Annotated in this window: 13 protein-coding genes and 2 pseudogenes; 8 read left to right on the top strand and 7 right to left on the bottom strand. The window is 64.9% G+C overall.

Features of this window, described 5'->3' with window-relative positions; genetic code table 11:
- The first annotated feature begins 184 nt into the window (after positions 1-184).
- The gene (locus ACG873_RS16090; RefSeq protein WP_394893013.1) at positions 185-1,525 is read left to right on the top strand and encodes a dihydrolipoamide acetyltransferase family protein; all 1,341 of its coding nucleotides are present in this window, start codon (positions 185-187) and stop codon (positions 1,523-1,525) included.
- A 4-nt stretch (positions 1,526-1,529) separates the two neighbouring features.
- Positions 1,530-2,926 (top strand): annotated as a pseudogene (gene lpdA, locus ACG873_RS16095) (dihydrolipoyl dehydrogenase).
- Positions 2,927-3,081: 155 nt separating this feature from the next.
- Here the strand turns inward: lpdA and ACG873_RS16100 are convergent.
- Together ACG873_RS16100 and ACG873_RS16105 are read right to left on the bottom strand one after the other, a co-directional pair.
- Positions 3,082-4,509 (bottom strand): aldehyde dehydrogenase family protein, encoded by a 1,428-nt coding sequence (locus ACG873_RS16100; protein WP_394893014.1) that lies wholly within the window; start codon positions 4,507-4,509, stop codon positions 3,082-3,084.
- A 132-nt stretch (positions 4,510-4,641) separates the two neighbouring features.
- The gene (locus tag ACG873_RS16105; RefSeq protein ID WP_394893015.1) at positions 4,642-5,670 is read right to left on the bottom strand and encodes a histone deacetylase family protein; all 1,029 of its coding nucleotides are present in this window, start codon (positions 5,668-5,670) and stop codon (positions 4,642-4,644) included.
- Between the two features lie 144 nt (positions 5,671-5,814).
- On the opposite strand from ACG873_RS16105, the gene ACG873_RS16110 reads away from it, so the two are divergent.
- The 6 genes from ACG873_RS16110 (at position 5,815) to ACG873_RS16135 (ending at position 12,750) form a co-directional block, all read left to right on the top strand.
- Positions 5,815-7,479 carry an amidohydrolase gene (locus ACG873_RS16110; protein WP_394893017.1) on the top strand — a complete coding sequence of 555 codons (1,665 nt, stop codon included), beginning with the start codon at positions 5,815-5,817 and terminating at the stop codon, positions 7,477-7,479.
- 145 nt (positions 7,480-7,624) lie between these two features.
- Entirely contained in the window at positions 7,625-8,725 is a 1,101-nt protein-coding gene (locus tag ACG873_RS16115; RefSeq protein WP_394893018.1) for an ABC transporter ATP-binding protein, read from the top strand.
- Between the two features lies 1 nt (position 8,726).
- The gene (locus ACG873_RS16120) at positions 8,727-9,653 is read left to right on the top strand and encodes an ABC transporter permease (protein ID WP_394893019.1); all 927 of its coding nucleotides are present in this window, start codon (positions 8,727-8,729) and stop codon (positions 9,651-9,653) included.
- Positions 9,646-10,449 (top strand): ABC transporter permease, encoded by an 804-nt coding sequence (locus tag ACG873_RS16125; RefSeq protein ID WP_394893021.1) that lies wholly within the window; start codon positions 9,646-9,648, stop codon positions 10,447-10,449. The genes ACG873_RS16120 and ACG873_RS16125 overlap by 8 nt, the downstream gene beginning before the upstream one ends.
- Before the next feature lie 23 nt (positions 10,450-10,472).
- Complete coding sequence (locus tag ACG873_RS16130) at positions 10,473-11,507, top strand: extracellular solute-binding protein (RefSeq protein ID WP_394893022.1); 1,035 nt, start codon at positions 10,473-10,475, stop codon at positions 11,505-11,507.
- 67 nt (positions 11,508-11,574) lie between these two features.
- The gene (locus ACG873_RS16135) at positions 11,575-12,750 is read left to right on the top strand and encodes a serine hydrolase domain-containing protein (RefSeq protein WP_394893023.1); all 1,176 of its coding nucleotides are present in this window, start codon (positions 11,575-11,577) and stop codon (positions 12,748-12,750) included.
- Positions 12,751-12,754: 4 nt separating this feature from the next.
- Here ACG873_RS16135 and ACG873_RS16140 read toward each other — a convergent pair whose 3' ends face one another.
- The 5 genes and pseudogenes from ACG873_RS16140 to ACG873_RS16160 form a co-directional block, all read right to left on the bottom strand.
- Positions 12,755-14,533 carry an SLC13 family permease gene (locus tag ACG873_RS16140; RefSeq protein ID WP_394893024.1) on the bottom strand — a complete coding sequence of 593 codons (1,779 nt, stop codon included), beginning with the start codon at positions 14,531-14,533 and terminating at the stop codon, positions 12,755-12,757.
- Positions 14,534-14,609: 76 nt separating this feature from the next.
- Positions 14,610-15,824: an MFS transporter gene (locus ACG873_RS16145; protein ID WP_394893025.1), complete on the bottom strand. Its 1,215-nt coding sequence runs from the start codon at positions 15,822-15,824 to the stop codon at positions 14,610-14,612.
- Positions 15,825-15,946: 122 nt separating this feature from the next.
- The gene (ilvD, locus tag ACG873_RS16150) at positions 15,947-17,782 is read right to left on the bottom strand and encodes a dihydroxy-acid dehydratase (RefSeq protein WP_394893026.1); all 1,836 of its coding nucleotides are present in this window, start codon (positions 17,780-17,782) and stop codon (positions 15,947-15,949) included.
- Positions 17,783-18,445: 663 nt separating this feature from the next.
- Entirely contained in the window at positions 18,446-19,321 is an 876-nt protein-coding gene (locus tag ACG873_RS16155; RefSeq protein ID WP_394893028.1) for a transglutaminase family protein, read from the bottom strand.
- A 5-nt stretch (positions 19,322-19,326) separates the two neighbouring features.
- Positions 19,327-21,739 (bottom strand): annotated as a pseudogene (locus ACG873_RS16160) (circularly permuted type 2 ATP-grasp protein).
- Between the last annotated feature and the right edge of the window lies 1 nt (position 21,740).

Genomic DNA, 21,740 nt, shown 5'->3' on the forward strand with positions numbered 1-21,740 from the left:
CCAAGAACTTGCCCCTCACCCTTACCCTCTCCCCGTGAAGAACGGGGAGAGGGAGACATCTGCGTCGCTGCCATTCGCCAACGTCAGAGACTGGCAGCAGCGTTGACGCCCCCTCTCCCCGTCCGTCACGGGGAGAGGGTAAGGGTGAGGGGCAGCGTCAACCTATCCGGCAGGGGGCTTCGTCATGGGTGAACACACGATCAAACTCCCGGACGTCGGCGAAGGCGTGGCGGAGGCCGAACTCGTAGAATGGCATGTCAAGGTCGGTGATCTGGTGCGCGAGGATTCGATCCTGGCAGCCGTCATGACCGACAAGGCGACCGTCGAAATCCCCTCTCCCGTCGACGGCGAGATCACCTGGCTGGGCGCGGAGATCGGCGACACGGTCGCCGTCGGCTCGCCATTGATCCGGCTGAAGGTGGACGGCGATAAGGAAATTCCCGCCGTGGAAGCGGCGCCGGCGAAATCGGCCATGGATGACGGCCAGGAGGAAGCGCCGCTGGCAGACGGCTTGGCTGAAGAGGGCGAGACAGTCCCGCCGCCTCCGGCGAAGCCTGCCACAGCCGCTCCGGTTAAAGTCGCCGCGGCAAAGCCCGCGGCGCCGGCGAAACCGGCTGCGAGGCCCGCAATCGGGGGCGCGCCGCGCCCTGAGGGCGAAAGGCCGCTCGCCGCGCCTGCTGTCCGTCTCCGGGCGAAGGAGGCCGGCGTCGATCTGCGCCAGGTTCCGGGCAGCGGCCCCGCCGGCCGCATCACCCATGAAGACCTCGACGCCTTCATCGCCCGGGGCCCGCAGGCGGCGCGTCCAACCGGCCTGCAGCGCAACGACACGGTCGAAGACATCAAGATCGTCGGCCTGCGCAGGAAAATCGCGGAAAAGATGGCGCTGGCGAAATCGCGCATTCCGCACATCACCTATGTCGAGGAGATCGACGTGACGGCGCTGGAGGATCTGCGCGCGGCGCTCAACAAGGGCAAGCGCGCCGACCAGTCCAAGCTGACGGTGCTGCCCTTCCTGATGCGCGCGATGGTCAAGGCCATTGCCGAACAGCCGGGCTTGAACGCCATTTTCGACGACGAGGCCGGCATCGTGCACCGCCATGGCGGCGTCCATATCGGCATCGCCGCGCAGACCGCGTCGGGGCTGGTCGTGGCGGTCGTCAAGCACGCCGAGGCGCGCGACCTCTGGGACTGCGGCGCCGAGGTCAACCGGCTGGCCGAAGCGGCCAAGGCCGGCACGGCCACCCGCGAGGAACTATCGGGCTCGACCATCACCATCACCTCGCTCGGCGCGATGGGCGGCGTTGCGACCACGCCGGTCATCAACCATCCGGAAGTGGCGATCGTCGGGGTCAACAAGATGATGATCCGCCCTGTCTGGGACGGAACGCAATTCATCCCGCGCAAGATGATGAACCTGTCGTCCTCCTTCGACCACCGCGTCGTCGACGGCTGGGACGCGGCGGTGTTCGTCCAGCGCATCAAGACGCTGCTGGAAACGCCGGCGCTGATCTTCATCGAAGGCTGAGAGCATGAAAGAAATCTCCTGCAAGCTTCTGATCGTCGGTGCGGGTCCGGGCGGCTATGTCTGCGCCATCCGGGCAGGGCAGCTCGGCGTCGACACCGTGATCGTCGAGGCGAAGAAGCCGGGCGGCACCTGCCTGACCGTCGGCTGCATCCCTTCCAAGGCGCTGATCCACGCCGCCGAGGAATTCGAGAAGATCGCCCACATGGCCAACAGCAAGAGCCCGCTCGGCATCTCGCTGTCGACGCCCAAGCTCGACCTTGCGAAGACAATCGCCTGGAAGGACGGCATCGTCGGTCGGCTGACCGGCGGGGTTTCGGGCCTGCTCAAGAAGGCGAAGGTGAAGACGGTCCATGGGTGGGCGAGATTCCGCGACGGCAAGACGGTCGAGGTCGAGACCGAGACCGGCATCCAGGTGATCCGCGCCGAGACGGTGGTGATCGCCACCGGCTCCAACTCGGTCGAACTGCCGTCCCTGCCCTTCGGCGGTCCGGTGATTTCATCGACCCAGGCGCTGGCGCTGACGAAGCTGCCGGAACGGCTCGTCGTGGTCGGCGGCGGCTATATCGGGCTGGAGCTAGGCACCGCCTTTGCCAAGCTCGGCTCGAAGGTGAGCGTCGTCGAGGCCGAGCCGCGCATCCTGCCGCAATATGATGCCGAACTGACCCGTCCGGTCGCCAAGCGGCTTTCCGAACTCGGCGTCGAGGTGCTGACCGGGGCCAAAGCCAAGAGCCTGTCGCCGAAGGGCGACGCGCTGCTGGTCGAGGCAGCCGAGGGGACCGGAAAAAACTCGCCGCCGACAAGGTGCTGGTGACGGTCGGGCGCAAGCCCGCGACGGAAGGCTGGGGGCTCGAAGAACTCGTCCTCGACAGGGCCGGAAAGGCGATCCGCATCGACGACCAGTGCCGCACCTCGATGCGCGGCGTCTATGCGATCGGCGACGTCACCGGCGAGCCGATGCTGGCGCACCGGGCCATGGCGCAGGGCGAGATGGTCGCCGAGATCGTCGCCGGCCACAAACGGAACTGGGACAAGCGCTGCATACCGGCGATCTGCTTCACCGACCCGGAAGTTGTGACGGCCGGCTTGTCGCCTGACGAAGCGAGGAAGGCGGGCGCCGAGATCAAGGTCGGCCAGTTTCCGTTCTCGGCCAATGGCCGCGCCATGACCAAGCTCGGCGAGGAAGGCTTTGTCCGCGTCGTCGGCCGCGCCGACAATCACGTCGTGCTCGGCATCCAGGCCGTCGGTCACGGCGTCTCCGAGCTATCGACCGCCTTCGGCCTAGCGATCGAAATGGGAGCGCGGCTGGAGGACATCGCCGGCACGATCCACGCGCACCCCACGCAGGGCGAGGGTTTCCAGGAAGCCGCGCTCAAGGCGCTGGGGCACGCGCTCCATATTTGAGGGCGTGGGTTTTTCCGCCACGGTCAGTGCCGCCCCTCACCTGCCTGCCGGCATCCTCTCCCCGTGAAGAACGGGGAGAGGAGAGATTGCCGCAACGCTGACGCCCCCCTTCACGGGAGAGGGTAAGGGCGAGGGGCAGGCGCCGTACTCTTCCGTTATTCCCCGTACCCAACGATCCCCTTGATCTCGAGAAAATCGTGGATCGCCCAGTCGGCGTATTCGCGGCCGTTGCCGGACTGCTTGTAGCCGCCGAACGGGGCGAACGTGTCCCATTCCGGGTAGTTGAGGTACACCGAGCCGGCGCGCATTTTTGACGCGACGCGGCGGGCGCGCTCGATATTTTCCGACTGGACGTAGGCGGCGAGGCCGTAGACCGTGTCATTGGCGATGCGGATCGCGTCCTCCTCGTCCTGGTAGGACATGATCGAAAGCACCGGCCCGAAAATCTCCTCGCGTGCGATGGTCATATCGGGCGTGACGTGGCCGAACACGGTCGGCCGCACATAATAGCCGCGGTTGAGGTTTTCGGGACGGCCCGGTCCGCCAGTCACCAGCGTCGCACCTTCCGAAATGCCGCTTTCGATCAGCCGCTGGATCTTGTCGTATTGAAGCTGGCTGACCACCGGCCCGAGTTTGGTTTCGGTCGAGCGCGGATCGCCGACACTGTGGGCATCGGCGGCCTCCTTGGCCACTGCCAGTGCTTCGTCGTGGCGGTCGGCTGGAACCAGCATGCGGGTCGGTGCATCGCAGGACTGGCCGCTATTGCCGAAGCAGCCATTGACGCCCTCGCGCACCGCATGGGCGAAGTTCGCGTCGGGCAGGATGATGTTGGGCGATTTGCCGCCGAGTTCCTGCGCCACGCGCTTGACCGTATCGGCGGCGGTCTTGGCCACGATGATGCCGGCGCGGGTCGAGCCGGTGAACGACACCATGTCGACGTCGGGGTGGCCGGCCATGACCTGCCCGACTTCGGGGCCGGTGCCGTTGACGAGGTTGAAGACGCCTTTGGGCACGCCGGCCTCGTGCATGATCTCGGCAAAGACGATGCCGCTGATCGGCGCGATTTCCGAGGGCTTCAGCACAACGGTGCAGCCGGCGGCGATGGCCGGTGCGACCTTGCATACGATCTGGTTGAGCGGCCAGTTCCACGGCGTGATCAGCGCGCAGACGCCGATCGGTTCCTTCACGACCATGGTCGTGCCGCGCTTTTCGCTGAACTCGTAGTCTTCGAGCGCCTTGATGGTCGATTCCAGATGCGCCCGTCCGGCCCAGGCCTGCGCCTCGCGCGCCCAGGTGATAGGCGCGCCCATTTCCTGGGAGATTGCCTGCGCCACGTCCTCGTAACGTCTGTTGTAGACTTCCAGAACCTTGCGCAGCAGCGCCAGGCGCTCTTCCCTGGTGGTCTGCGAGAAGCCCGCGAACGCCGCGCGGGCCGCCGCGACGGCCTTGTCGACATCGGCCTTCGAGCCGGCGGAAATCGCGGTGTAGGCCTCCTCGGTCGACGGATCGATCACGTCGAGCATCGCCGGGACGACCGGAGAAACCCATTTGCCGTCGATGTAGAAATTGCGATGGTTGCTCATGTTCGGTGCTCCGGGTGGGTTTTCTTCAGGGCCAGTATGACCGGGATAGCGTCCGCACGGTGGCTTATATCCGCCGCCGGGTTTAGGAAAATGGCCGAATCGCCGCATCTCGGCGCAGCTTGGGCCGAGATGCTAGCTCTCGAAGCCGGTGAGCACGCCGACGGCGTTGATGCCGATCTCGTCGACCGCATAGCCGCCTTCCATGACGAACAGCGTCGGCAGGCCGAGCGCGGCTATCCTCTTGCCGATCTTCGGGTAGTCCGCGCTTTTCAGCTTGAACTGGCTGATCGGATCCTTCTCGAAAGTATCGACCCCGAGCGAGACGGCCACCACGTCAGGCGCATAGGCCAGGAGCTTGCCGCAGGCGTCGTCGAGCGCCTCGCTCCAGCGCTCCCAACTCGTACCGAACGGCATCGGGTAATTTTGGTTGAACCCCTCGCCCTCGCCTGCCCCGCGCTCGTCGGCATGACCGAGGAAGAACGGATATTCGGTCATCGGGTCGCCATGCAAATTGAGCACCTGCACGTCGCCGCGCCGGTAGAAAATCTCCTGCGTGCCGTTGCCGTGGTGGTAGTCGACGTCGAGTATCGAGACGCGCGCCGCACCCTGGTCGCGGAACCACTGCGCGGCGACCGCAGCGTTGTTGATGTAGCAATAGCCGCCCATGAACGCCGCCCCGGCATGATGGCCTGGCGGACGGCAAAGCGCGAAGGCGGCGCGCTCGCCGGCCTTGACGATGCCGGCTGCGGTCATTGCAACGTCGTAGGACGATTTGATCGCCTCCCAGGTGCCTTTCACGAAGCTCGCGCCGCCGTCGAAGGAGTAGTAGCCGAGCAGCGCGTCTATGGTTTTTGGCCTGACGTCGCCGCGCAGGCCCCGCGTCGGCCAGGTGAACGGGATCGCCGAGCCGGATTTCCCAGAAGCCTCCCAGAGCGGCCAGACAGTCGGCAGGAAATCGAGATAATCCTGCCGGTGGACGCGCGCCGCGGCTGCGAGAGGGTGCGATACGGGCGTAAGGATCGGCCCGAGCTTCTCGCTCTCGACACGGCCCCTGATGATCTCCGCGCGGGACGGCTTCTCGAAGCCAGGCACGATCGCGCCGGCCACCAGTTCCATTTGCCCGCCATGGCCCGCATGCAGCGGCGAATAGACTGTCTTCATGATTGCCCTGTGTTTTGAAAGCCGCGCGAGCCTAGCCGCAGGCGCTGGCACTTCACAAGCGCCGCTCTTGGGCCAAGACCGATCTTCCGGCTGGTCTGGCTTTCGGACGCGAGGCGGTGCTAGCCTCCTGACAACGGAGCCTCCATGCCAGCTTTCGCAGACCTGATCGTAACCAATGCGCGCGTCCTCACCATGGACGGCGAAAATCCGGCCGCGGAGGCCATTGCCGTCAACAACGGTTTGATCCTGGCGGTTGGGGATCGGCGCTCGGTGCTGGAGGCGCGCGGACCGGCGACGGAGATGATCGACGCCGGCGGCGCCTCCGTCATTCCGGGCTTCATAGAAGCGCATATGCACCTTTTCTCGGGAGCGGCCGAGCTTGCGCATTTGCAGCTTGCCGGCATCTCCGGCTTCGACGCGCTGCAAAGCGCGATCCGCGGCTACGCGGTTTCCAACCCGGACAGGAAAATGCTGGTCGGCCAGGGCGTCGACTATACGGTGCTGGGAAGCGAGCGCGTCACCCGCCACCATCTCGACCGCATCCTGCCCGACCGCCCTTTCGCCATGGGCGCGCCCGACCACCATACCATGTGGGCCAACACCAAGGCCCTGCAGATGGCGGGTATCTTGCACGGCAGGACGCTCGGACCCGGCAACGAGATCGTCATGGGCGATGATGGCCTCGCCGAGGGCGAGTTGCGCGAAGGCGAGGCGTTCGGGCCGGTCGTGGCGCTGGCCGGCGAGGAGCGCGCCAGGCTCGGCCTGTCGACCGGCGGCGAGCCCGATCCTGCGCCGACGGCGGCGGAACGGGCTGCCGATCGCGACATCCTGCGGCGCGGGCTCGCCTGGTGCGCGAGGCACGGCATCACGTCGATCCAGAACATGGACGGCAATCTCTACCAGCTCGAACTGCTGTCGGAGATCGAGGCGGAGGGCGGACTGACCTGCCGAGTGAAAATACCGTTCCACTACAAGAACTTCATGACGCTCGACATGCTCGAGAAGGCGTCCGCCATGGCAGAGCGCTACGACGGCGAATGGCTGTCGTCCGGCATGGTCAAGGTCTTTTACGACGGCGTGCTGGACTCATGGACGGCAGTGATGGTCGAACCCTATGCCGACCGGCCGGACTGGCGCGGCGAGCCGCTGTTTTCGCCGGAAGAGTTCGCCGAAATCGCCATGGAAGCCGACCGTCGCGGCCTGCAGATCGCCGTGCATGCCATCGGCGACGGTGCGGTGCGCGCCGTGCTCGACGGCTATGAGGCGGCGCAGCGCAAGAACGGCAAGCGCGACAGCCGCCACCGGATCGAGCATATCGAAGTGACGACCGAGGCCGACGTGCCGCGCTTTGCCGAACTCGGCGTCATCTGCTCAATGCAACCGCCACATCCGCCTGGCGCCATGGGCCTGCCGCTCGAGCCGACGATTTCGCGCATCGGCCGCAAGCGCTGGCCGCTGAGCTACGCCTGGCGCACGCTGAAAAACGCCGGCGCGCGCGTCGTCTTCGCCTCGGACTGGCCGGTTTCGCCGATAGACCCGATCGCCGGCATCCAGGCGGCGGTTCTGCGCAAGCCTTGGGCAGAAGGCATGCCGGACCAGCACTTTTCACTGCACGAGGCGCTGGCGAGCTACACCGTCGAGGGCGCTTATGCCGGTTTCATGGAACACCGCAAGGGCATGCTGAAGCCGGGCTATCTGGCCGATATCGCCGTGCTTTCCGGCGACATCGAAGCGACCGCGCCCGAAGCGTTGCACGCAATCCGCGTTGCGACAACGATCTGCGGCGGAAGGATCACCTGGCGGCAGTGATGGCACGGCGATTGCATGGCGATAGGGGCGCGTTGAATCGCGGTTCAGAAGGCCGGTTGCCAAGCATGCCGGCATGTGATGACAATTGAAACGGGAACACCGCCCGGCCGCAAAGAGCCGGGATGGACAATGAGCGGGGCGTTTTGTGCCGGCAGCACCGGGTAGGAATGCGATTGAAGTTCGCGGCGTCAGCAAGCTGTTCGGTACCGGCGAAGCGCAAGTGGCGGCGCTCGATAATGTCTCGGTAGCGATACGGGAAAACGAGTTCTTCACCCTGCTCGGGCCGTCCGGATGCGGCAAGACCACGCTGCTCAGGCTGATCGCCGGCTTCGACTATCCGACCGAGGGCGAGATCCTGCTCTACGGCCAGGACATCGCGCCGCTGCCGCCCTTCAAGCGGCCGGTCAACACGGTGTTCCAGAGCTACGCGCTGTTCCCGCACATGACCGTCGGCCAGAATATCGGCTTCGGGCTCGAAATGCTCGGCAAGCCGAAGGCCGAGGTCGAGGCGCGGGTTTCGGCCATGCTCAAGCTGGTCAAGATGGAAGCGCTTAGGGATCGCCGAACCAGCCAGATTTCGGGCGGCCAGCAGCAGCGCGTGGCACTTGCCCGGGCGCTGGCGCCGCAGCCCAAGGTGCTGCTGCTCGACGAGCCGCTGTCGGCGCTGGACTACAAGCTGCGCAAAGAGATGCAGATCGAGTTGAAGCGGCTGCAGAACGAGACCGGCATCACCTTCGTCTTCGTGACGCACGACCAGGAAGAAGCGCTGACCATGTCGGACCGCATCGCGGTCATGTCGTCGGGCAAGATCCTGCAGGTCGGCTCGCCCTGGGACATCTACGACCGCCCTGCGGAGCGCTTCGTCGCAGACTTCATCGGCGAGACCAATTTCCTCGGCGCCGACGTGATCTCGGTCGGAGAGGACCGCGCAAAGGTAAGGCTTGCCTCGGGCGCCGAAATTGCCGCCACCTTTCCGCAAGGCGCGCCGCCCGAAGGCAAGGTCACCATCGTAGTGCGTCCCGAGCATGCGCAGGTCGTGGCGAATGGCGGAAAGCCGGCGCTGCAGGGCGTCATCGAAAACATCGTCTATCTCGGCACCGACACGCATTTCCACGTCCGGCTAGAAGAGGGTCCGGCGTTCATCGTGCGCCAGCAGAACAGCAGAAGCGGATCCTGCGGCTTCTCGAAAGATGAACGCGTGGGCATCGAGATCAGCAGCGACGTCGCGCAGATCCTGAGGGACTGACATGGCCCTTTCGAATGCTCGCGAAGCAGCTGCCGAAGCAGACCGGAAGGACATCCGCAACCGCTGGCTGCTTTCGGCCCCTGCCCTCATCATCATCCTCATCGCCGCGACCGGGCCGTTGTTCATCGTGCTGGTCTATTCGTTCCTGACGCCCGGCCCGTATGGCGACGTCGAATGGGCTTTTTCTACCGACGCATGGCTCGGCGTGGTGCTGGAGCGCGACATTTTCGACGAGACGCTCTCGCTCGCCGACGCGCATCTGTCGATCTTCTGGCGCTCGGTGAAGCTCGCGCTGGGAACTACGCTTTTGACGCTGCTGTTCGGCTTTCCCACCGCCTATTTCATCGCCACGCGCCCCGAAAATACCCGTGAAATCTGGTTGTTCCTGATCACCATCCCGTTCTGGACCAACCTTCTGATCCGCACCTTCGCGGTGCTGGAGATCATCCGCAACGAGGGCATCGTCAATTCGCTGCTGCTGAGTTCTGGCCTGATCGAGCGGCCGATCCAGATGCTGTTCACCGATTTCGCCATCATGATCGGCATGGTCTATGTCTACCTGCCGCTGATGGTTCTGCCGCTCTACGCCAGTATGGAAAAGATCGACTTCCGGCTGGTCGAAGCCGGCTACGACCTTTACGCCACGCGCTTCAGGGTTCTGCGCCGCATCATTTTCCCGCTGGTCAAGCCTGGCGTGATCGCGGGCTCTATCCTGGTGTTCATTCCCTCGCTCGGCGCCTATGTCACGCCGAGCGTTCTGGGCGGCGGCAAGAACCTGATGCTCGGCAATTTGATCGAGCTGCAATTCGGGCAGGGGCGCAACTGGCCGCTGGGCGCGGCGCTGTCGATCACGCTGATGGCCATCGTCATGGTGGCGCTGCTCGCCTATGTCCGCAACGCCGGCTCGTCGGAGATGCGGCATGGCTAGAGCCAATTTCTCGATCAGGCGGCAGACGGGTTTCACGACGATCGCGGTGATCTGCTTCGCGGCGCTTTACACCCCGATCTTCATCCTGGTCGTCTACTCGTTCAATGCCGGCAGATCGATCGCGAACTGGGAAGGTTTCTCCCTGCGCTGGTTCGAAAGCGCCTGGAACAACAATCAGGTCATCGAGGCGTCGCTGCGTTCGCTGCAGATAGCCACGGCTGCGGCAATCGTGGCGACGATCGCCGCGACCATGGCGGCGCTGGCAACAACGCGCACCAACCCTTATCGTGGCCTCACCTTCAAATACGCCTTCATCAACCAGCCGCTGATGGTGCCGGAAATCGTCACCGCGGTAGCGCTGCTGATCTTCTTCTCGCGCGTCAAGGTCTTCACCGGCTATTCAGGGCTCGGCTATCTGATCGCCGCGCATACCGCCTTCTGCCTGCCTTTCGCTTATCTGCCGATACGGGCGCGGCTGGAAAGCATGGATCTGACTTTGGAGCGCGCCGCGGCCGACCTCTACGCCACGCCATGGCGAACCTTCCGGCGCATCACCCTACCGCTGCTCTGGCCGGGAATCCTGGCCGGATTGATGCTGGCCTTCGTCATTTCGCTGGACGACGTCGTCATCACCAACTTCGTGAAATCGGGCGGCCAGGACACGCTGCCCACCTACATGCTCGGGCAGCTCAGACGAGCCATCACGCCCGAGATGAACGCGATCTCGACCGTATTCCTGCTCATATCGGTCGGCATCGTCACATTGTTCTTTTTTGTCAGCAGGAAACGGACCTGAACGGGAGAAATGGGAGAATGATCATGAACTTCAGGAAGACAGCGACGGCCGCCGGCCTTGCGTTGCTGGTTTCGACCGGCATCGCCAGAGCCGAAGGTGAGCTCAACATCTACAATTGGGGCAATTACACCTCCCCCGAAATGATCAAGAAGTTCGAGGAGGCCCACAAGGTCAAGGTGACGATCACCGACTACGATTCCAACGACACCGCGCTGGCCAAGATCCGCCAGGGCGGCCATGGCTTCGACATCGTCGTGCCGTCGCAGAACTACGTCCCGATCTGGATCGCGGAAGGCCTGCTGCTTGAGACCCGGCCGGACCAGATGGAGAACTTCAAGAATGTCGCCGAGGAATGGAAAGGCACGGATTTCGATCCGGGCCGTCATTACACCGTGCCGTGGGCGATGGGCACGGTCGGCGTCGTCGTCAACACCGACGTCTACAAGGGCGACATCAACACCTGGGGTATCATCTTCGACACGCCGGACGAACTGAAGGGCAAGGTCAACGTCGTTCCGGAAATGACCGACGTCATCGATGCCGCCGTTCTCTACCATGGAGGCGAGAAGTGCACCGGCGACAAGGAAATCCTGAAGAAGGTCCGCGACACGCTGGTCGCCGCCAAGCCGAACTGGGTGGCGATGGAATACGGCACGATCGAGAAAATGCTGGCCGGCGACTTCGCCGCAGGCAGCGACTGGAACGGCTCGGCATTGCGCCAGCGCCTGCAGAACCCGGCGATCAGGTACGGCTACCCGAAGGAAGGCTTCGTGAACTGGAGTGACAACGTCGCCGTGCTGAAGGACTCCAAGAACGTCGAGAACGCCAAGCTGTTCCAGAACTTCATGATGGATCCGGAAAACGCGGCCATGAATTCTGCCTTTCACCGTTATGCCAACGGCATCGCGGGGTCGGACAAGTTCATGCCGGCCGACATGAAGGACGCGCCGGAGGTCATCGTCCCCGAGGAGTTCAAATCCCTCGGCGTGGCGTCGAAGACCTGTGCGCCTGAGGTGCAGGAACTCTACACCCGGATCTGGACCGAGCTTCAGAAGTAAGCCCTTGTGGCAGTGCGACCCGGCGGGCGACCGCCGGGTCTTTTTGCGCCTACAACAGGAGAGGCCAATGGCGAATCCGACGGCATTCGAACAGCGTTACGGCTTTCCCCGCAACGAGGCGACGCTGGCGAACTGGCGGCTTGCACCCTACAGCAGATGGTCGTTCCAGAATGCCGGCGAGTTCGTGCCGTCGGCGGGGATCGCCTGCGCCGGCGGCGCGGTCGAGTCTCTTACCGTCGACCCGACGAATCTGCTGGCGCAGTCAATCGCCATCGAAGGCCGGCGGGAAACGATCGCGGAATTCCTGCGGCGTTCAGACACCGACGCGTTCGTTGTAATGAAGCGCGGCGAATTCGTCGGCGATTATTTCGCGCCGCATATGGACGACGACGCCGCCCACATCGTCTTTTCGATCAGCAAATCGCTGACCGCCATCCTCTCCGGTTCGCTCCAGGCTGACGGGCTGCTCGATCCGGCAGCGCCGGTCACGCGCTACATTCCCGAAGCCGAAAGCTCGGCCTATGGCGACGCGACAGTGCAGCACCTCCTGGATATGACGGTCAGCCTCGATTTCGACGAGGCCTATCTCGATCCCGCGGGCGCTTTCGAGCGCTACCGCCGCGCCATGTTGTGGAACCCGGGCGGCGGCGAGGCGCTGCTCTCATTCATCCTGACCATCCGGAAAGGCCCGCATCCTCATGGCGGACCGTTCCGCTACCGCTCGCCCAATTCCGACCTGCTCGGCGTCATTATCGAGCGCGCCTCCGGCCGCCGCTATGCAGAGCTGATGTGCGAGCGCCTCTGGCTGCCGCTCGGCGCGAAAAGCGCGGCTTCTGTGACGGTTGACGGCGAAGGCACCGCGCGCGCCGCCGGGGGCGTGTCGGTCTCGCCGCGAGATCTTGCCCGCATCGGCGAGATGATGCGGCTCGGCGGAAGTATCGACGGTCGACGGATTATGCCGGAAAGTTGGGTGCGCGATACGCTGACCGGCGGCAGCGCGGCGGCCTGGAAAGCCGGCGACTTCGCCCATCTGGTCGAGAACGGCCGCTACCGCAACAAATGGTACCAGACCGGTTTCGACAGCGGCGCGTTCTTCGCCATCGGCATTCACGGCCAGTGGCTCTATGTCGATCCTGCGACCGAAGTCGTCATGGTCAAGATGTCGTCGCAGCCCGAACCGGTCGACGACCCGCTCGACCGGCAATGCGTCGCCTTTTTCCAGGCGGTATCGGCCATGCTGTAGCGGATCAATTCAACGGCCAGACCAGCATCAGCATCGGCACTGCGACCAGAACCACGATGAAGGACAGCGGCAGGCCAAGCCGGGGATAGTCGCTGAACTTGTAGCCGCCGGGGCCCATGACCAGCGTGTTGCACTGGTGGCCGATGGGCGTCAGGAAATCGCAGCCCGCCCCGATCGCCACCGCCATCAGGAACGCCTCGGGCCGGAAGTCGAGGCTGGCTGCGAAGCCCGCCGCGATCGGCGCCATCACGAGCACGGTCGCGGCGTTGTTGAGGAAGGGCGTGATCGCCATCGCCACCACCAGGATCAGCCCCAGCGCGCCATAGGCGGGCAGCGTGGCGCCGATGCCCGCCAGCCAGCCGGCGATGACATCGGTGGCGCCGGTGCTTCTGAGCGAATCGCTGACCGGGATGAGCGTGGCCAACATCACCAGGATCGGCCCGTCGACCGCGGAATAGATCTCGCGCATGGGAAGGACCTTGAACAGGATCATCGCCACGGCCGCGGCGAAGAAGGCGATCTGCACCGGCAGCAGCCCAAGTGCGGTCGATCCCATGGCGCCGGCCAGGATGAGCACCGGAACGATGCCGCGCCGCACGGTGCCTAGCAGGATCGGGCGCTCGGCGAGCGGCAGCAGGCCGAGATCGCGCAATATCTCCGGCAGCGCCTGCCGGTTGCCCTGAAGCACGATGACGTCTCCCAGGCGCAGCGTTATGGCGCCCAGCCGCTGCGACAGCCTTTCGCCTTTCCTGCTGACGGCAAGGAGATTGACGTTGAAGCGGTCATAGAGTGCGAGGCGCTGCGCCGACCATCCGATCAGGATCGAATGTTCGCCGATAACCGCTTCGATGGCGTCCACTTCCTCGACCGCGCCCTGTTTGCTGGCAGGCTTGCGTTTGTCGGTCAGGCTGAGCTTGGCCTGCGCCACCAGCCGGTCGAGCGCCTCGGGCGCGCCTTCCATAAGCAGGATGTCGCCCTCGCGCAGCACCGCGTCCGGCAGCGGCGTGATGCGGACGTCGCGCGAACGCAGGATCGAGGTGACGACCGCGCTGCCGTCCGACATTTTCATTAGTTCGCCCACGGTCTTGCCGAGTACCGCTGACCCCTCAACGACTTTGCCTTCGGCCATGTAGTTCTTGATGTCGATCGCCTCGTTCATGGAAGCGCTTTCGCGCTGCCGGGATGGCACAAGCCCGTAGAACAGGACGAGAAAGACGGTGCCTACAGCCGCGAGTCCTGCCCCTACCGGCGTGAAGTCGAACATCCTGAACGGCATTCCGGTGATATCGTCGCGAAGCTGCGAGACGACGATGTTCGGCGACGTACCGACCAGGGTCATCAGGCCGCCGAGCAGCGACCCGAACGCCATCGGCATCAGGAATACCGAGGGCGACGCGCCGGAGCGACGCGCGAACTGGAATGCGATCGGGATCATGATCGCCAGCGCGCCGATATTCTTGACGAAGGCCGACAGCACCGTGACGACGATGACCAGCAGGGCCAGCTGCGCCCTGACCGACGTAACGTTCGGCGCATAACGCTGGATGGTGAATTCCATGATGCCCGAGCGGGCGACGCCCGCACTGACCAGAAGCGCGCTGCCTACGATTATGACGATGTCGTTGCTGAAGCCGCTGAACGCCTCGTCGTAAGGCACCACGCCCAATGCCAGCGCCACGAGCAGCGCGCCGGCGGCGACGAGGTCGTAGCGGAAGCGGCCCCAGACGAACGCCGCCATCATCGCCGCGATGACACCGATCGATAATATCTGGTCAAGTGTCATTCGTGGGATGCCCCCGGCCGCCGCGGCGCGGCAAAACGGAACGCGCCGGCTGCGACTTGGTTGCGCGGCCGAAGCTTCAGGCCGCGGAAGTCCGCATTTCCCGCTGGCTCGGCAGGAAGATCGTCAGCAAGCCGAGCAGCGGCAAATAGGAGCAGACCAGATAGACGAATTCAATACCTCTGGCGTCGGCCACCACGCCGAGCACGGCTGCGGCGATGCCGGCCATACCGAAAGCGAAGCCGAAGAAGATGCCGGCGATCATACCCACCCTTCCCGGCACCAGTTCCTGCGCGAACACCACGATGGCCGGAAAGGCTGAAGCCAGGATCAAGCCGATCAAGCCGGTCAGGACCATCGTCCATTCGAGGTTTGCGTAAGGCAGCGCCAGCGTGAAGGGCAACACGCCGAGGATTGAGAACCAGATCACGAATTTCGGGCCGAAACGGTCGCCGATCGGACCTCCCGCCACGGTGCCGACGGCAGCCGCTCCGAGGAAGATGAACAACATCAGCTGCGATTGTTGCACCGTCACGCCGAATTTGTGGATGACGTAGAAGGTGAAATAGCTCGACAGGCTGGCGAGATAGATGTTCTTGGTGAAGACCAGCAGCGCCAGCACCACCAAGGCGATGACTATCTTGCGGCGCGGCAGCGCGACTGTGGCGGCGCTTGCCATGCGCTTTGCGCTGCGGATCCGGTAGCGGCTGTACCAGTTGCCGACCTGCCAGAGAATGATCATGCCGAGCAGCGCCGCGGCCGAGAACCAGGCGATGCTGCCCTGCCCGCGCGGCACGACGATGAAGGCCGCCAGAAGTGGCCCGAGCGCCGAGCCGAAATTGCCGCCGACCTGGAACAGAGATTGCGCCAGGCCGTAGCGCCCGCCGGAGGCGAGCCGCGCCACGCGCGAGGATTCGGGATGGAAGATCGCCGAGCCGATGCCAATGAACGCGGCGCCCACGATCAGCAGGACATAGTGCGACGCGAAGGCGAGGACAAACAGCCCGATCATCGATGAACCCATGCCGACCGGCAGCGAATAAAGCATCGGCCGCTTGTCGGTGATCATGCCGATCAGCGGCTGCAGCAGCGAGGCGGTGACCTGGAACGTCATCGTGAGCACGCCGATCTGCCAGAAGTCGAGGCCGTAATCGGCCTTCAGCATCGGATAGATCGCTGCCAGCAGCGACTGCATCACATCGTTGAGCAGATGGCAGAAGCTTACCGCCAGGATGACGGCGTAGGCCGTATTGTCGGCCTGCATCCGATCGGCGGTCGCCGAGGCGTCGGTCATGATTTCGTTCCGTGAACTCAGACGGGACAAAAGGGTCCTGCCCGCCGGTCACATAGACCGTGCGGACCGATGCTCCTTGGGACAGATCGCCGTTCTTTGTGGCGCAGGGCCGCGCCCGTCCGTTATTCCGGAACCACGCGCACGGCGCCCTTGTCGGCGCTCGTCGCGAAAGCAGCGTAGGCGCGCAGCGCCGTGGTCACGTTGCGCCTGCGCTTTTCGGCAGGCTTCCAGCCCCTGGCGTCCTGCTCGGCGCGGCGGGCGGCGAGTTCTTCCTCCGAAACGGCGAGATTGATCGTGCGGTTCGGGATGTCGATCTCGATCCGGTCGCCGGCGCGCACCAGGCCGATGGCGCCCCCGGTCGCCGCCTCCGGCGAGACGTGGCCGATCGATAGACCCGACGTGCCGCCGGAAAAACGCCCGTCGGTGAGCAGCGCGCAGGCCTTTCCGAGCCCCTTCGACTTCAGGTAGCTGGTCGGATAGAGCATCTCCTGCATGCCCGGGCCGCCCTTCGGCCCCTCGTAGCGGATGACAACGACGTCGCCCTCCTTGACCTCGTTGGAGAGGATGCCCTTAACCGCGGCGTCCTGGCTTTCGTAAACAACCGCGGGTCCGGTGAATTTCAGGATCGATTCGTCGACACCGGCCGTCTTCACCACGCAACCGTCGAGCGCGACGTTGCCCTTGAGCACGGCAAGTCCGCCATCCTTGGAGAAGGGATGTTCCGCCGAGCGGATGACGCCCGACTTGCGGTCAAGGTCCAGCTCGGCCCAGCGGTTCGACTGCGAGAAGGCCTGCGTGGTGCGCACGCCGCCGGGCGCCGCCAGGAAGAACTGGCGCACATTCTCGCTGTTGGTGCGCGAGACGTCCCATTGGTCGAGCGCGTCGCCCATGGTGACTGCGTGGACGGTCGGCTCGTCGCGGTTGATCAGCCCGGCGCGGTCGAGCTGGCCGAGGATCGCCATGATCCCGCCGGCGCGGTGCACGTCCTCGACATGCACGTCGCTCTTGGCAGGGGCCACCTTGCAAAGCACCGGCACGCGCAGCGACAACGCGTTGATATCATCCAGCGTGAAGTCGACGCCGCCCTCATAGGCGGCGGCTAGGATGTGCAGAACCGTGTTAGTCGAACCGCCCATGGCGATATCGAGCGCCATGGCGTTCTCGAACGCCTTCTTGGTGGCGATGGAGCGCGGCAGCGCCGTCTCGTCGTCCTGCTCGTAATAGCGGCGGGCGAGATCGACGACGAGGTGGCCGGCCTCGACGAAGAGGCGCTTGCGGTCGGAATGGGTGGCGAGCGTCGAGCCGTTGCCGGGCAGCGAGAGCCCGAGCGCCTCGGTCAGGCAGTTCATCGAATTGGCGGTGAACATGCCCGAGCAGGAGCCGCAGGTCGGGCATGCGGCCTGCTCGACCTGCGCGACTTCCTCGTCGGTGTATTTGTCGTCGGCCGCCATCACCATGGCGTCGACCAGATCGAGCGCCTGCAGCTTGCCCTTGATCATCGCCTTGCCGGCTTCCATCGGTCCGCCCGACACGAAGACAGCCGGGATGTTAAGCCGCATGGCGGCGTTCAGCATGCCGGGCGTGATCTTGTCGCAATTGGAGATGCAGACCATGGCGTCGGCGCAGTGGCCGTTGACCATGTATTCGACCGCGTCGGCAATGACTTCTCTCGACGGCAGCGAATAGAGCATGCCGTCATGGCCCATGGCGATGCCGTCGTCGACGGCGATGGTGTTGAATTCCTTGGCGACGCCGCCTGCCTTCTCGATCTCGCGCGCGACGAGCTGGCCGAGATCCTTCAGATGCACATGGCCCGGCACGAACTGCGTGAAGGAGTTGACCACGGCGATGATCGGCTTGCCGAAATCCGAATCCTTCATGCCTGTGGCGCGCCACAGGCCGCGCGCGCCGGCCATGTTGCGGCCATGAGTGGTGGTGCGGGAGCGATAGGGCGGCATCGGCGTGGTTCCTGGGCGTCGGCTTATATATGTGTGGGCGAGCGGGCTTACCCGCAACCGTTCCCCTGCTGATAACGAAAAGCAGCGGTCGCGTCACCCGTAATGTGCGGGGCGGTGCGCTCCGTCGTCGCCACGCCCGCCTTCGCGTCTGGCCATTGCGGGAAAATGGGAAGATGGGCGGGCAGAAAGCGCCGCACGAATTCGTAAAAAAGAACAGGCACTCCCGTGCCCGCCCGTCCGGTGTCTGTCGCCCCAGTCGACCGGTCACGCGCCCCGCTCCATGTTCTTTCCATGGACAATGACGCGCGGATGATCCGCCTTCCGTTCACGAAGCATTGACGCTTCGCTCGGAATGCCGGCCCGTCGGACGCCCTCGGAGACGTGGATACCGAACCCACGCCGGGAGGTCACCGCCGTTCTGCCTGATACCCGGTGCGCACCAGGTCCCGTCAGAACGGTGAGGAGATTATGCGGGAGGGGCAGAGGGTGTGAACAAATTAGGGTGCGAAAAAAATCGAGCTGACCGTTATCTCATTGATCCGCAATGGTTCTTTTTGCCAACGGCCGAAATGAAGGTAGATTCTATCCACAGTTGGGTGGCAGCGCCCCTCCCCCGCCTTCGGCGGTCCCCCCGCTGCGCAGGGGAGGATCAGCTGCTCCCGCTCACCCCACCGGAACGACGTCCACCGACTGGTCCCCCACCTGACCGCCCGTCGTCTTCAGGCGTCCGACGATCGGGGCGACGTCGGAATAGTCGCGGCCGTGGCCGACGGTGATGTGGTCGTTGCCGGCGCGCATGGCGTTGGTGGGGTCGAATTCCTGCCAGCCCATTTCGCGACCGCACCAGACTTTTACCCAGGCATGCATGGCGTCGGCGCCTTCGAGCCGCTCCTTGCCCTGCGGCGGGATGGTGCGCAGGAAACCCGAGACGTAGCCGGCCGGAATGCCGATGCCACGCAGGCCGGCGATCATCACGTGCGAGAAATCCTGGCAGACGCCGCGCTTCAGCCTGAAAGCGTCGGCTGCATGGGTTGCCACGGTGGTCGCCTCATTGTCATAGGCGAATTCTTCGTGGAGGCGATGGCAGAGATGGTTGGCGACGGCGAGCACAGAGCCCGATGCGAGGCTTTCCGCCGCATAGGCGGTGATCGCCGGGTCGATGCCGGCCTGGTCGCTGGAGGCGAGGAAATGATGCGGAGCGTCCGGCGCCAGCGACAGCACCTGCCGGATCTCCTCGCGGAGCGCCGGCACGGTTGGTGACACGTCAAGGCCGGGTTCCGGCCGTTTGACGGCGATGCGCGCGCTCATCTTCACGTCGAGCGTCTCATGCGCGTCGCGATAGGCGATGGAGGCGGCGTGATTGCCGAAGAAATCGCTGAAATCCGACCGCTCCGCCGGCTCGGGCGAAAACGACAGGCTGGCGGCAATGACCCGCTGCACGCCCGGGATCGTCTGCGGCATGACGCGGACCTGATGCCTGCCGCCGCCGGCCCAGCCGTCGTAGTCGTAATGGAGGGTGAGGCGGATGTCGTAGTGCATGCCGTTCACCCGAAATACGTCCTGGCGAGCGTTTCGTAGAGGCCGGAGATTTCCCATGCCAGCGCGTCAAGCACTTCAGGGGTCATCTCCGCCGGCTCCCGGATCGCAAGCGAGGTGTGCAGGCGCAGAACCTCCTTCGCGGCGGGCGAGAGATGCCCGGCCACACCCCTGCCCGGCAGCAGATCGATCTCGGACTTCAGCCTTTCGAGCTGGAACAGTACCGAGCGTGGATTGAGCGGGTCGAGCGCCAGCAAGTCGACGACGGTTCGCCGGCCTGAGCGGACATTGTACTGGCGGCGGTGGGTCATGACGCTGTCGCCGATCTCCAGCATCATGTCGAGGGCGCCGTCAGGTGCGTCGTCCCGGGTCACGCGCGAGAGCGTGCGGGCGATCTGGACGGCGCGGCTCGAGCCGCCTCCCGATCTCGAGGAACCGCCAGCCGGTGAAGCGGTACATGTTCTCGTGCAGCAGGCCGGAAAATCCCGCGAGCTTGCGCAGCAGGACCGTCATCGCTCGCGTCGCGTCGTCGCCGGGCGCAACCGTGGCGGCGAACTGGTGCACGGTCTTCGACAGATCGCGCAGCGCCAGCCAGCCATCCGGCGAGAAGCGGTCGCGGATCTGGCCGGCGCTGTAGACGGCGCCGTCGATATTGGAGAGCAGCCCGGCGGGAATGGCCGCTTCAAGGTCGATACCGAACGGTTCGAGATAGTCGCGTATGTCGGCAAGCAGCGGCAGGCCCGGATCGGAGGTCTCGGCGAGGCGCACGTGGTAGGCGCGGAGCACGCGCACCGTATCCTCCGAGCGCTCGATATAGCGGCCGAGCCATGTCAGGTTTTCGGCCGCGCGGCTGGGCAGGCTACCCGGGATGCTGCGCACGAAGCTGGCGCCCGCGCCGGGCAATAGCGTGTCGCGCTCGACCGGCTTGCCGCTCACCACCCAGACGTCGGCGGCGTGGCCGCCGCGCTGCATGGCGATCGCCTTTGCGTCCAGCGTGTCGCCCACGCGCGCGAAGCCGCCGGGCATCACCGCCCAACCCTCCGCGGTGCGCGCCAGATGAACCCGCAAGGTGGCGGGGCGCGGCTCCAGCCGGCCGTCGACGAAGACCGGCGTGGTCGAAAGCGTCACCGCTTCCTGGCCGACGAAATCGCCGCCATTGGCCGAAAGCTTCGCCAGCAGCGTGTGTCTCTGGTTCGGGCTAAGCGAAGCGCCGAGCACGGTCGCGTCGTCGTCCTCGAACGGCAAGCGCGTCGACAGCGCCGGGCCGATCATCATCCGGTCGAGGTTTTCCTTGACATGCCGGCGTTCCTCGTCCTGGCCGCACCACCATGTCGCGATGCTCGGCAAAAGCAAGGCTTCGCCGCGCACCGCCCGCGCAATCCGCGGCATGAACGCGAGAAGCGCGCGGGTTTCCAGGATTCCTGCGCCGAGCGCGTTGACCGAGGTCACGGACCCCTGCCGGATTGCCTCGACCAGGCCCGGCGTGCCGATACGCGAATCCGGGTTGAGTTCGAGCGGATCGGCGAAGGCCGCATCGAGCCGCCGCCAAAGCACGCTGACCGGCTTTAGTCCGGATACGGTGCGCACCATAAGCCGGCCGCTCGAGACCGTAAGGTCCTCGCCTTCGAGCAGCATGATGCCGAGATAGCGGGCGATGTAGGCGTGCTCGAAATAGGTCTCGTTTAGCGGCCCCGGCGTCAGGATAGCGGCGCGGCCCTGCGGATCGGCGACCATGCCAATGAGCGCGTCGCGGAAGCGGCGGAAGAAGCCGGCTAGGCGATGGACATGCATTTCGCCATAGATGTCGGACAGCGCGCGAGTGGTTGCGACCCGGTTTTCCAGCGCGAAACCGGCGCCCGAAGGTGCTTGCGTCCTGTCGCCGAGCACCCACCATTCACCGCCGGGACCGCGGCCGAGTTCGAAGGCGCAGACATGCAGGAAATGACCGCCGGCGGGTTTCACGCCCGCTACAGGCCGCAGATATTCCGGGTTCGATGCGACGAGGCCGGGCGGCAGCAGTCCTTGTGCGACCAGCCTGTTGTCGCCGTAGACATCGGAGACGATAGCTTCCAGGAGGTCGGCGCGCTGGATCAGCCCGGCGCTGATGTCGGCCCACTCGTCCTCACCGATGAGGAGCGGAATATGGGCGAGCGGCCATTCGCGCTCCCTCGCCCCCACATTGTCGTAGAAGCGGTAGTAGACGCCCGCGTCGCGCAGATACTGGTCGGCGCGGGCAAAGCGCTGCGTAAGCTGCTCGGGGCCGAGATTCTCGAGCGCGGCGATGAAATCACGCCAGACGGGCCGCGGATTACCGGCTTCATCGACCATCTCGTCGGCGACGCCGACCACGGGCCGGTAGCTCCCCAGCAGCATGCCGGCGGCCGGCCTTTCTCTCTCGCGCTTCTGATTCCCCTCAGCCATC

It is taken from the genome of Allomesorhizobium aridi (assembly GCF_043769475.1).
Classification (GTDB): domain Bacteria; phylum Pseudomonadota; class Alphaproteobacteria; order Rhizobiales; family Rhizobiaceae; genus Allomesorhizobium.